The organism is Candidatus Kapaibacterium thiocyanatum, assembly GCA_001899175.1.
GTDB classification, from domain to species: Bacteria; Bacteroidota; Ignavibacteria; order Kapaibacteriales; family Kapaibacteriaceae; genus Kapaibacterium; species Kapaibacterium thiocyanatum.
The window spans coordinates 43,358-56,547 of the sequence record MKVH01000024.1; the positions used below are offsets into that span (position 1 = coordinate 43,358).

Below are 13,190 nucleotides of genomic sequence, written 5' to 3' on the forward strand. Positions count from 1 at the left end.
AAGGGCAGTCCGATGAGGGCTGCCCTTTTTGCGTTCCGATTTGTACGGATCATCGGTGGCGCGCTGCCACCATTCCTTATCTCGTGAGTACGAGCGGGACGGTGCGGATCGACGGGCCACCCGTGATCACGAGGCGATACATGCCGGGTGCGAGATCGGAGACGTCGAGGCGATGATGGCCGTCGGCCGCGCTGGATCTGACGTTGCGTACGATCGCGCCGCGGGTGTCGACGAGTTGCAGCGTGAGCGTCGCGCCGATGCCGGTGCGGATCGTCACCACGTCGGCAGCCGGATTGGGTGCGACGCTGATGATACCGGCGACGGCATCCTCTTCCACCGATACTGCGGCCTGGACGCGTCCGGTAACCGGGATGGAGATGATGGGCGCAGCGGCATTGCTGAAGATCCTGAGCGTGCCGCGATAGGTGCCGGTATCCGACGCCGTGAGACGTACGCCAACCTGCTTGCTCGCGCCGGGTTCGATGATGGAGCCGGGGCCGACGGCCACGACGAGGCCATCCGCAGGACCGTTCTCGATCGAGATGACCGTACTGTCGATCCGCACGGCACTTTCACCACTGCTATGGATCTGCGCATAGCGTACACGCGTCTGCCCCGGATTCAGATCCCCGAGGTCGAGGGTGTTGCTGTTGAAGGCCAGGATGCGCGAACCGTTCGGCCCCGAGTACCGATACTGGAGCATCGAGAGACCCTGGCCGGCCATGACGATGGTAGGACGTGCGCCGGCCACGGTAGCCGTACCGTAGGTGACCCATCCCGCAGGGCGGGAGAGAATGGGCTGCCATGAAGCGCCATTGTCGTCGCTTCCGAAGACTTCACCGCCGTTACCGAGAAGAACGTGATGGCCGCCCGGACTCATCACGCCGACCGGTACGAAGCCCAGCGTCGAGGGATAGAACTGCGTGGCCTTCCAGGTCTGTCCCGCATCGGTGCTCGCGGCGAAACGATAGGGTGCGTCGGTGCTGGACGACGTGCGATAGAGTGCGATACCGTTCTTGCCGTCGCGGAAGGCGAGCGACACGATGCGTGCGCCGGAAATGCCGAACGGTGCGGAAGCCCAGACCTGGCCCTTGTTCGTGGTGCGGACGATACGATTCGTCGAGGAAGCGAACCAGCAACTGTCGCCATGGAAGAAGACGCTACCCGGCACGATGGTCTCGCCGTTCGTGACCTGCGGGCGCGTTCCGTACTCCGTCCACGTCTGGCCGCCGTTCGTCGTACGTCCTACACCGAATTTCGAACCCGCCGGATTGCCCACGAAGATGCCCTCGTTGGCATTGTACATGCGGATGCCCTCCACGCTGGCAGCGATGTTGCCGACGTTCGTCTGACCCCAGCCGGCCCCGCCCGAAGTCGTATAGATGATCGTCGTCGATGACGATGCCGAGCCACCGATGAAGGCAGTGGATGCGTCGACGGCGTCGATCGCCGTCGGAACGAAGGGTAGTGCGTTGAGGTTGGTACCGCCCGAGCTACCTGCCCGTACCCAGACGGGGACGCCGCCCGCCTGGATGAAGCGTCCCGTAGCCCACAGCGATCCATCGGCCGTGAGTCGTATGGAATTCCAGTCGTACTCGGCTGCCATCTGAAGTATTGATTGGGAATTGGATGTCGAGAGGCGGACCGGAATCTCGATGAGATGGTAGTTGACGTAGTTGCCGCTGCGGATCGTAAGACCGAAGCGTGCGTTGTCTTCGTACCACGGATAGTTGTCCGCGAGCTTGACGGTGAAGGAGCCGGTGGCGGTGCCGTTGTGGGCGACCGTGCCGACGTTGACGTCCGTGCCCGACATCACCCGCGTCCGTACATCGAAGGGCTGGATGCTGACCACTGTATTGGGCGCGTCGGCGAGAGCGTTGGAGAGCGTGAACTGGACCGTCGTGTTGTCGTACGACGTGATGGCTGCGCCGGGGCTCACCTGGGTGGCCGATACGTAGAGACCTGGCAGGCGTTCACCCGTCGTCCATGATGCATTGACCTTGACTGCGCGCTCGGCATTGGCACGGCCGTAGAACTGCTGGCGGCGATCGATCGCGCTGGAGATGACGTCACTCGTGGAGCGGACCTGCTGGATGATCTGGAGCGGAGTCCAGTCGGGGTGTACCGACTTCACCAGGCCGCAGATGCCCGAAACGATAGGGCAGGAGAAGGATGTGCCGGACTGCCCGCGATACTGGTTGCCGGGATAGGTACTCAGGACGTTCTCACCCGGAGCATACGTCGTGGCTCCCCATCCGTAGTTGGAGAAGCCGCTTGGGATGTCGTTGTCGGATACCGAGCCTACCGCCAGAACGTTCTGTGCCGATGCCGGGAAGAACGGCGTGACGTCCATGTTCGCACCGACATTGCCGGTTGCGGCTACGACGACGGCGCCCTTGCTGACGGCGTAGTCGATCACGCTTTGTGCCGAAGGGTCGGAGCCTGCGCCGCCCCACGAACAGTTGATGACGTCGGCGCCGAGGTCGGCCGCATAACGGATGGCCTGATAGCCTTGCAGGATTGCCGTGATCTGCGGATTGTCCGAACCGCACTTGATGGGAATGATCCGGCAGCCGAAGCCCACACTGGCGATGCCCTTGCCGTTGTTGGTGGCGGCCGATGCGCATCCGGCAGTAGCCGTGCCGTGGGCAAGGACGTCCGTCATGGTGCCGCTGCGGACCTTCGGATCGTTGTCCGGCCGAAGGATGCCACTCATGACGTCGCTGTAGCTGACGTTGCCGACGAAGTCCCATCCGCGGACGTCGTCGACGTAGCCGTTCTGGTCGTCATCGACGTTGTTGTTCGGAATCTCCTTCGTGTTCGTCCAGATATTCGGTGCGAGGTCTTCGTGCTCGTAGTCCGTGCCCGAATCGATGATGGCGATCAGGACGTCGGGCGAGCCCTTCGTGACGTCCCATGCCTGAGCGGCGCGGAGCCTGGTAAGGGCGCCCTGCTGGACGAATCGCGGGTCGTTCGGGGTGAAGGTGAGGTTGTGCATGAACAGAGGCGTGGCATACTCGACGTCCGGATTCGACATCAGCCGCTTGCAGAGATCGAACGGTTCGATGGGTTCGTCGTAGCGGACGGAGTAGAGCCTGTTCAACCCCGTCATCCGTGCTTCCATGCTGTTGAGCTGTGCTGCACCGGGTTCGAAGCTCGCATAGCCGATGTCGCGTACGCGCGACGATGCGAGAGCCTGGTTCAGCGGGCTGCCTGCAAGTGTGCGGTCCCCCTTGCCGACGCCGTAGCTCGCGCGGGTCTGGACGATGACGATGCCCGGTACGAAGGTTCCGGGTGTCGGGCGCTCGATGCGATACGAGCGTGCCTGGATGGTAACGCCGTTGGGCAGGGTGTATGCCGGGCGGTCGACGACATATGAATCGGTTCCGGCCGAAGCGGCGATGGTGCCGACAAGACACACCAATGCCGTGGCCGCAAGAAGTAGTGCTTTGTTCATGCTGAAAAAGAGAAAATGGATATCATCCCCGGTCCGCCTGCAATGAGTACGGAATGAGGGCAATGTTACGAAATCACCGACGGGTCAGGCCGGCTGGCATGGTCATCGATGGACGATGGTCGATGCCGATGTCTTCGTACCGTTGGTGACGGTAACGATGTAGAATCCCGGGACGAGACGACTGGAATGCCCGAAGGCCGTCGCACCTTCCTGATGAAGGGATATCGTCTCCACGACGTTGCCGCGCAGGTCGTGTACGATAGCCGCGGTGGCGTTCCCGATGTCCGTGGCCACGATGAGCGACGATGCGTCGGAGTGGAGTCGGACGTCGTGCGTCGCCCGGGCTTCCGCGACGGATGCCGTTCCACGATACGCAATGCTGCCGTAGCCGATGTTGGTGTAGGACGTCGCAGTCGTGGAATACGATCTGTAGGGGCGGATGCGCACGACGCGCGTTGTGGACGGAAGTGCCAGTCGTACCGACATGCGCGATCCGTCCGTCGTGGCTGGGACGTCCTGCAGGACCGAGAATGCGTCCTTCGCGTGTTCGGCACCTTCCACGATGAAGCCTTCGGCAGTGGGAACGTTATCCCATTCCAGAATCGTCACGCCGTTCTCCTCGCTGACGGAGAGTAGCGTCGTCAATGCCGGTGCGGGCATGCGCAGGGTGGGGTCGCCGAGCGTATTGATCTGTATGCCACGGAGGGCGAAGCTCAGCCCGAAGGTTTGCGACGGGGTGTTGAGGTTGATGGCGATGCCACTGCGATACGTGCCGTCGTTGTTCGCCGCCATGCGGCCGCATTCGCCGAACGTCGCGCCTGCTCCCATGGGATGGAGGAACCAGTGCGGGCGCCCCGACCATCCGCAGGTGAGGATGGATCCCTCGGATGCCAGTGCACTGCGCATGAGATTGTCTTCGGCGTCCCAATCGCCGAAATAACTGCCGAGCATCATGAGGAAGACGGAGTTGAACGTGTTCGCCGCGAATTCGGTCGTCGTGATCACGCCCGTGCAGTGCTCGTAGCCACCGCCGCCACAGCCGTACGAGAAGAGGGCGGACATGGTGTCTAGCGCAGGTTTTCCCGGATTCATGGTATCGTGTACGAAATCGCCGGCGAAGACGCTATCGGCTCCGACGAGTGCCGAATAGGATCTCCAGCCACTGCCTGCGAAGATCTCGGCCGTCAGATAGGAGTTGATCGTATTCGTGAACGGACCGAACGCATCGTCGATGATGGCGATGGGCCGTATGGAAACGTCGTTCGTACGATACCGGTGGTTCTTCGCCAGATAACGTTTCAGTAATGCGAGCTCGACGGTGCGGTCGCCGTCCTTCGTTCCGAAGGCAGGCAGACGGCGCATGTCGACCCGTCCGACGCAGAGCTCGAGATCGGTCGGAATCATGCTCTGGTCGAACTTGCCGTCGCCCGGAATATTGCGGTTCTGCGGGCGGCCCGGAGCAGTCAGGTTGATCGTCTGATCCGTCCATTGGTAGTCCGCATCGACACCCGCCGACGTCTCCATGTCGGCGTAATAGGCATTGCTCGGCCAGGCGCCACCGTGTTCAGGATGGCCGTCCGGCGGCTGTGGTGTACCGTTGGAGACGAATCCCCCACTATAGGGAACGGGAATGGCGCCGATGAGGACGACGTGCGTGAGCCGTGCCTTCGACGTATCGCGCCAGGAGCGCATGATGCGGTCCCGGACCATCTGGGCATCGACGTCGAGCAGGTCCGAGGGGACGACGGTCGTGTCGACGACCCAGCCGTCGCGTACGAGGTCCTCGCGATACCGGTCCACGTCTTCCTTCAGGAGCGATTCGACGCCTTCATCGGTAACGACAAGAATTTTTGTAACCAACCTCGACGATGGTGGATTCTTGCTCGTGAGTCGGACATATCCGTCTCCGGCAAGCCTCGTCCCGTCAGGCAGGGCACCGTTCTTTTCTATTCGGACATCAATGACAGGCTCATTCAGCACGATCGACAACGAGCGCTGATCGCCCTTCAACGAATCGATGTGGGACCATGAGGCCGCTTCGGGTGTCTTCAACCAGACACGATAGAATGTGGCGTCCTTGTCCGACGTCCATCGAAGGTCGAAGGTCGAATCGGAAGTTCTCCGGGCCTCCAGTGGAACGATGAAGTCCCTCGTCGTCTGGGCATCGGCGGATGCGGATAAAGAAAGCATCACCGACACCAGGGCGGGAAACAAGGACAGACGCGAAACGGAAAAATGTTCCATGCCGGAAATAACGATTTTTTTACCAGATCCGTTCATGGATTGGCTCTGGTGGAAACAAGAAGCAGGGCTCGCTGGTATGACTTGAAAGCATCCGCATCGAAGCTGATGCACAAATCTTTCAGGTTTTTCACAGGAGAGTGCGATGATGGGCAATCTGCGCAGTGTAATGATGACGCTGCTGATCATTGGGATGGTGAGTGTCGGTATCACCGGTTGTATGCGTGATACGACAGGCCCGGTTGACGATAACGACAACCTGGTTTCCGCGACGCTTCCCGATCCCGATATGAGCGGCTCTACGTATGAAGGAGCCTCGATCGAGGTGGAAATGCGTATCAAGGTTCCCGCTGCCTCGGTTCGTCGTTTGATGTTCGGAGATGTCCTCCGCAGGATGCGTCTCGATTCGTCGCAGACCGTACAGGTCAAGACCCTGCTTTCTTCGCATGAAGATTGCGTACGGTCGGCCATCACGGCGCTGCGTGATTCGGAGAAGGCGATCCTCGATTCGGCGAAGGCGGCACGCCAGGTCATCATCGACAGCCTTTCGGCTGGATCGATAGACACGGCGACGGCTCGCGAACGGATGCGTGCATTGAACGACAGCACGATGCAGGCGCTGATCGACAACCCGGCGATCGCCGTGGCTTGGGAAGCACTGAAGACGTGCCGCGACGAGTTCTTCACGGCATTCCGCGCGATCCTGACGGAACGTCAGTTGACATTGCTGGATGAATGGTTGTCGGGTCGTGGCGGTCACCCCGTGAAGCCGCGCTGCAACCAGGGCGATGACGATGGAGACGATGACGACGACGATGGCCACCATCATCATGACGATGACCATCACCACGGCCGTGGAAATGGCCACAAGAAACATGGCGGATGACATCCGCTCGGGGAACGTGAAAGTGTTCCCCTCTAACAACGGCACCGGATTGTAGTACTTTCACGAGCGCCCGTCCACCATTAGGTGGGCGGGCGTTACTTTTGTAAGTATGCGGCGACAATATACACGTTATGGACATTTATGATAACTCTGGTTGCCAGATTCGGGCGGATGATGACCAATCTGTTCGCCGAGGTGGGGCAGGTCGTGCTTCTGTTGATGGGAATCGTGAGGTATTTCCCGCGTGTATTCAAGGATAGGGGGCTGGTGCTGGATCAGATGAAGATCGTAGGATCGGATTCCCTGCCGCTCGTCGTCCTGGTCGGAGCTTTCACCGGGGCTATCGCCGCCCTGCAGGCCACGAATCTCTTCGCGAAGTTCAATCTCATCGGGATCGCCCGGCCGTTCATCGGCGGGTCGATCGCCACGGTCGTCTTCACGGAGCTTACACCGGTGCTGACGGCTCTCGTCATCGCCGGCCGCGTCGGTGGCGCCATCGCGGCGCAGATCGGCACGATGAAGGTGAGCGAGCAAATCGATGCGCTGGAGATGATGGCCATCGACAAGGACCGGTATCTGGGCATGCCGCGCGTCTTCGCCGCCATCACCATGATGCCCGTCCTGGCCGTGTTCTCGAACATCGTGGCCCTCGTCGGCGCCTACGTGCTCACGAGCTTCAAGTTCGAGTTCACCGTCGCCATGTTCTTCAATTCGATCAAGACGTTCTTCGCCGTGTCCGAAATCACGCTGGGTATCACGAAGAGCTTCGTCTTCGGCGGATTCACCGCTCTCATCGGCTGCCATGTGGGCTTCCAGACGGAAGGTGGCGCCGAAGGAGTAGGCCAGAGCACGGTCCGCGCGTTCACGATCTCCGCGGCGAGTATCCTCATCATCGACGCCCTGTTCGGTGTCATCTTCTGATCGGGGACGATCGCCTGGGATGACAACATGGCATGAATGCAGTCATACTGGCGGATCGATTGCCAAACTTTCACTTGATCGCCCGCATGGGCGCCCATATTTTCGCATCGTTCGAGAGGATAGCACTCCTACACGAAGAGTGCTAACAGATCGTCCACTGGCCACGATCGACCGAACGGTCGTCACGAAATGACGACATGACGGACGAAGACGGAAGGATTCCGACGGCGATGAGAATCGACGATCGGGATCGTCCGGACCGATCGTTCGGCAGGCGAGTATCACGTCGCATCCACGTCCCCCAATCAATTTCATTCCGAGGTATGTCATGAATCTTACGCCCCTCCACGATCGCGTGATCGTGAAAGCAGCACAACCCGAAGAAACCACCAAGGGTGGCATCATCATTCCCGATACGGCCAAGGAAAAGCCGATGCAGGGCGAGATCGTCGCCGTAGGCAACGGCAAGATTCTCGACGATGGAAGCACGTCGCCGCTGCAGGTCAAGAAGGGCGACAAGATCCTCTACGGCAAGTATGCCGGCACGGAGATCAGCATCGATGGTGAGGACTTCCTCATCATGCGTGAGTCGGACATTTTCGCCATCATCAAGTAATCAGGAGAATCATAACCATGGCATCAAAGATCATAACCTTCGATGTTGACGCACGTGCGGCGCTCAAGCGCGGCGTGGATCAACTTGCAGACGCGGTCAAGGTCACGCTCGGTCCCAAGGGCCGTAACGTCGTGATCGACAAGAAGTTCGGTTCGCCGACCGTCACCAAGGACGGCGTAACGGTAGCGAAGGAAATCGAACTGGAAGATCCGATGGAAAACCTCGGCGCTTCCATGGTTCGTGAAGTCGCTTCCAAGACGAGCGACATCGCCGGCGACGGCACGACGACGGCAACCGTTCTTGCACAGGCCATCGTACACGAAGGTCTGAAGAACGTGACGGCCGGCGCCAATCCGATGGACCTCAAGCGTGGTATCGACCTCGCGGTGACGGCCATCCACGAAGGTCTGCGCGAGCTGAGCCGTCCGGTCACGGGCAAGAAGGAAATCGCCCAGGTCGGTACCATCTCCGCCAACAACGACCCCATGATCGGCAATCTCATCGCCGATGCCATGGAAAAAGTCGGCAAGGACGGCGTGATCACGGTCGAAGAAGCCAAGGGTACGGAAACGAACGTCGACGTCGTCGAAGGTATGCAGTTCGACCGCGGCTATCTGTCGCCCTACTTCGTGACGGATGCCGACACGATGGAATGCACGCTGGAAAGCCCCTACATCCTGATCCACGACAAGAAGATCTCGGCCATCAAGGATCTTCTCCCCATCCTCGAGAAGACGGCACAAAGCGGCCGTGGCCTGCTCATCATCGCCGAGGACATCGAAGGCGAAGCGCTCGCTACGCTCGTCGTCAACCGTCTGCGTGGCACCATCCGCGTCGCTGCCGTCAAGGCTCCCGGCTTCGGTGATCGCCGCAAGGCCATGCTCGAAGACATCGCCATCCTCACGGGCGGTATGGTCATCTCCGAAGAAAAGGGCTACAAGCTCGAAAGCGCTACCATCGCCAACATGGGTACGGCCAAGCGCGTGACGATCGACAAGGACAACACGACGATCGTCGAAGGTGCCGGCTCCAGCGATGATATCAAGAAGCGTATCAGCGAAATCCGTTCGCAGGTCGAAAAGACGTCCAGCGACTACGATCGCGAAAAGCTCCAGGAGCGCCTGGCCAAGCTGAGCGGTGGCGTTGCCGTCCTCAAGATCGGCGCCGCTACGGAAGTCGAGATGAAGGAGAAGAAGGCCCGCGTGGAAGATGCACTCCATGCAACGCGCGCAGCCGTCGAAGAAGGTATCGTACCCGGTGGTGGCGTCGCCTACCTCCGCACGATCCACAAGCTCGAAGGCCTGAAGCCCGAGAATGAAGATCAGCGCACGGGTATCAACATCATCCGCCGCGCCGTCGAAGAGCCCATCCGCCAGATCCTGAACAACGCCGGTCTCGAAGCATCGGTCATCGTGAACAAGATCAAGGAGAGCGACGGCGCCCACGGCTTCAACGCCTATGCCGAGCGCTACGAAGATCTTCTCGAAGCCGGTGTGATCGATCCTACGAAGGTATCGCGCGTCGCTCTCGAGAACGCGGCGTCGGTCGCTTCCCTTCTCATCACGACGGAAGCCACGATCGTGGAACGTCCGGAGAAGGAAAAGGCGCCCGCCATGCCTCACGGCGGCGGAATGGACATGTACTAAGAGATCTGTCGATAGATAGAGTCATCATGGCGGGGCCGGTGAAAACCGGCTCCGCTTTTTTTGTTTTGGACAGACGTGTACGGCTTCGATGTGCATGTCATCACCGACACAGTCTGAACATCATTGCCCCGTCTGTCGCATCTTTGCCCCATGCCCCTCTATGACATCCATACCCACCACCGCTCCGCACGACTCGACGTCGTCTCCATCCTGAACGTGATGGTGGACGAAGGCACGACGTCGCTGCCGGATACGGCACCATGCAGTGTGGGAATGCATCCGTGGACGCGGCACGACGATATCGAAAAGGCATGGGAACGTTGCGTGATGCTCGCCCATCGGCCGTCGGTGGTGGCGATAGGAGAGGCCGGGCTCGACCGTAACGTCGACACGCCATGGGACGAGCAGATGGAGATCTTTCGCAGGCATATCGCCTTGAGCGAAGAACTCGGCAAGCCCCTCGTCGTGCACTGCGTACGTGCGTTCGACGAGGTCATCAAGGAGCGACGAAACAACGAGGTGGAGCAACCCTGGATCCTTCACGGCTTCAACAAGGGGGGAGACGTGATGGACAGATTGATCGATGCCGGATGCCACCTGTCGTTCGGCGAGGCTCTGCTGAAGGAACGCTCACCTGCACGTGCAGCCATCGCCCGTATCCCGCATGGTCGGGTTCTCCTGGAGACCGACGACGCTTCCGTAACGATCGAAGACATCTACATGACGGCCGCCACGCTTCGTGGCATGACGCCGGAAGGCATCGAAGCCATGACGACGCGAACGGTACGGCACCTGTTCCCGCAGCTTGCCGTACGGTGAAACGGCGACGATCCGACGTATGGAGCATGCCCCGGCAAGGGGTTGACGTCGACTTCCGGTTCCTTTCGCATGCCGGTCACTGTTCCTGAACATCGATCCGTTGTCGACGACGCCCGGGTCTCGGGAATTGGCGATTTTTGTCCGCCATGCTCAATCCAGCCAATGACTATCGCGACCGTATCCATGCGACGAGAGACTCGTCCTGGACATCCCGTACCCGCCTTCTGCTCGGCGACGATCCGGTCGACCGTATGCAGCGTGCCCATGTCCTCGTCGTAGGCATGGGCGGCGTCGGCTCCTATGCCGCCGAATTCATCGCCCGCGCCGGTGTGGGTCGTATGACGATCGTCGACGGAGACGTGATCGAACCGAGCAACCGGAACAGGCAACTGCCTGCGACGGTGGAGACGGAGGGGCAGTACAAGGTCGAAGTCATGCGCGACCGCCTGCGCGCCATCAATCCGGACATCCGTCTCGTCGCCGTCAGGGAGTTCATCACGCCATCGCGCATCGATCGTCTGCTCGCCGCGCGATACGACTTCATCGTCGATGCCATCGATTCGCTGACGCCGAAGATATGGTTGCTCGCAGGGGCCCATGCCAAGGGCATGCGCATCGTGAGCGCCATGGGAGCGGGCGGGAAGCTGGATCCGACGAAGATCCGCGTGGCCGATATCTCGGCGACGGAGAAATGCAATCTCGCACGATACGTGCGCAAGCGGCTACGCCGCAAGGGCGTGAACGACGGTATCTCCGCCGTCTATTCCATCGAACCCGTCGTGGAGGAATCGCTCATGTTCACCGATGGTCTGAACTTCAAGAAGTCCGCGTTCGGGACGGTATCCTATCTCCCCGCCGCCTTCGGTGGTGCTTGTGCCAGCGTCGTCATCCGGGGCCTCTCGGCGGACGTCGAGGTGAAGGACGTCGTGCCTGATGGAACGAACGGACAATGAACGTTCTCGTCATCGGCTACGGTCTCGCGGGAGCCTGGCTCGTACGCAGTCTGCAGGAAGCGGGCGCCGTCGTGACGGCGGTGGATGCGGCCGATGCGTCGAGTGCGTCGAGAGTTGCGGCCGGTATCATCAATCCGTTGACGGGAAAGCGACTCAAGCCCACGTGGGAAGGCGAACTGCTCTGGCACGATGCCGTCCGCGAATACCGACGTCTCGAACAGGACTTCGGAATCGATGTCTTTCGCCCATTGCGTCTCCGCCGCGTCTTCCGCGACCAGGAATCGCTGATGTGGTTCGGGAAACGTCGGGATGACCCCGAACGTGCATGGATGACGCTCGAAGCGATGGAGGCCGGCGTTCATGACGGTATACGATATCCATTCGGTGGCTACGAACAACACGAAGCCGCTGCCGTCGATATTCCCGCACTGCTTGATGCCGGGCGGAAGAGATTGATCGATACCGAAGCGTATATCCAGGCGATGGTATCTCCCGAAGAGGTCGTCGAGCACGGTGATACCGTCGTCTGGAACGGACGATCCTTCGATACGGTGATATGGTGCGAAGGCCATTCGATGCTGCGGCATCCGCTCTGGTCCTGGTTGCCGCTCGAGCCCGTCAAGGGCGAGATCCTCGACGTGGAGATTCCCGGTTTCGACGTTCCCTACATCGTATCGTCGGGAATATGGTGCGTGCCGGACAGGAACGGAGCATATCGCTATCGCATCGGTTCGACCTATGACTGGGATCACCTCGACGTCGATGCCACGGACGCGGCGCGAAGGGCGCTGCTGGACGATGCCCGGGACCTGTTCGGACGCGACATCGTCGTCCACGATCAACGCGCAGGTATCAGGCCGGCGGCCAAGAGCAAGCGTCCGTTCCTCGGACGACATCCGGAACGGCCATGTCACGCGATCATGAACGGCCTGGGTACGAAGGGTTCACTCCTTGCGCCGTACTTTGCACGTCAGCTCGCCCGACACCTCGTGCTGGGTGAAGCTCTTCATCCTGAAACAACAGTACTTCGATGGTGGAATCATGATGTTCGATAATGCCGTAAGCTATGTCCATGCCCTGCTTCGCACCCATCTCCGCGGCGGCGATATCGTCGTGGACGCCACGGCCGGAAACGGATGGGATGCGGCGGTGATGGCATCGTGCATCGGTACCGGTACGCTCTATTGCTTCGACGTCCAGCAGACGGCGCTCGACGTCACGGCTGTCCGTCTGCCTGGCCTGCCCGTCGATGCGCGTCTCGTACTGGCCGGACACGAGACGATGCGCGAGCATGTCGATGCCTCGCATCGGGGACAGGTACGGGCCGTGACGTTCAATCTCGGCTATCTTCCCGGTGGGGACAAGGAGATCACGACGATGGCCGATACGACGCGTGCCGCGCTCGATGCCGCATTGGCACTCCTTGCCGACGACGGCGTGCTGACGGTTGTCTGCTATCGTCATCAGGAAGGCGAGCGCGAGCTCGACATGTGCCGAGCCATGTTCTCGTCGTGGGAGCAGTCCGGCGTCACGTGCATCGAAACATCCTTCATCAACCAGCAGGGCAAACCGCCCGTCGTCTTCGTCGCGGCGAAGAAGCCTGCTGCACCCATGCGTCTCGACCAGCGTTGACGATACCAACGGAGCATCC

The 13,190-nt window shown here is 60.5% G+C and carries 10 protein-coding genes; 8 read left to right on the forward strand and 2 right to left on the reverse strand.

The genetic code is table 11. The annotated features are described in order from the left end of the window. Positions 1-76: 76 nt before the first annotated feature. Positions 77-3,457 (reverse strand): hypothetical protein, encoded by a 3,381-nt coding sequence (locus BGO89_08815; GenBank protein ID OJX56640.1) that lies wholly within the window; start codon positions 3,455-3,457, stop codon positions 77-79. 102 nt (positions 3,458-3,559) lie between these two features. Then, on the reverse strand, positions 3,560-5,701 hold the full coding sequence (locus BGO89_08820; protein ID OJX56641.1) for a hypothetical protein: 2,142 nt from the start codon (positions 5,699-5,701) through the stop codon (positions 3,560-3,562). A 142-nt stretch (positions 5,702-5,843) separates the two neighbouring features. On the opposite strand from BGO89_08820, the gene BGO89_08825 reads away from it, so the two are divergent. The 8 genes from BGO89_08825 (at position 5,844) to BGO89_08860 (ending at position 13,171) form a co-directional block, all read left to right on the forward strand. Beyond that, positions 5,844-6,584 carry a hypothetical protein gene (locus tag BGO89_08825; protein ID OJX56642.1) on the forward strand — a complete coding sequence of 247 codons (741 nt, stop codon included), beginning with the start codon at positions 5,844-5,846 and terminating at the stop codon, positions 6,582-6,584. A 141-nt stretch (positions 6,585-6,725) separates the two neighbouring features. Continuing rightward, complete coding sequence (locus BGO89_08830) at positions 6,726-7,505, forward strand: ABC transporter permease (GenBank protein ID OJX56643.1); 780 nt, start codon at positions 6,726-6,728, stop codon at positions 7,503-7,505. Between the two features lie 328 nt (positions 7,506-7,833). Then, a complete protein-coding gene (locus tag BGO89_08835; protein OJX56644.1) occupies positions 7,834-8,121 on the forward strand; it encodes a co-chaperone GroES in 288 nt (95 codons plus the stop codon). A gap of 17 nt (positions 8,122-8,138) precedes the next feature. Further along, on the forward strand, positions 8,139-9,767 hold the full coding sequence (locus BGO89_08840; protein ID OJX56645.1) for a chaperonin GroL: 1,629 nt from the start codon (positions 8,139-8,141) through the stop codon (positions 9,765-9,767). Between the two features lie 150 nt (positions 9,768-9,917). Beyond that, positions 9,918-10,586 carry a hypothetical protein gene (locus tag BGO89_08845; protein ID OJX56646.1) on the forward strand — a complete coding sequence of 223 codons (669 nt, stop codon included), beginning with the start codon at positions 9,918-9,920 and terminating at the stop codon, positions 10,584-10,586. A gap of 146 nt (positions 10,587-10,732) precedes the next feature. Continuing rightward, the gene (locus BGO89_08850) at positions 10,733-11,539 is read left to right on the forward strand and encodes a tRNA threonylcarbamoyladenosine dehydratase (protein OJX56647.1); all 807 of its coding nucleotides are present in this window, start codon (positions 10,733-10,735) and stop codon (positions 11,537-11,539) included. Then, positions 11,536-12,594: a hypothetical protein gene (locus BGO89_08855; GenBank protein ID OJX56648.1), complete on the forward strand. Its 1,059-nt coding sequence runs from the start codon at positions 11,536-11,538 to the stop codon at positions 12,592-12,594. The genes BGO89_08850 and BGO89_08855 overlap by 4 nt, the downstream gene beginning before the upstream one ends. Next, positions 12,584-13,171, forward strand: a complete 588-nt coding sequence (locus BGO89_08860) for a hypothetical protein (GenBank protein ID OJX57327.1) — start codon at positions 12,584-12,586, stop codon at positions 13,169-13,171. Before BGO89_08855 ends, BGO89_08860 begins: the two co-directional genes overlap by 11 nt. Positions 13,172-13,190 lie beyond the last annotated feature (19 nt).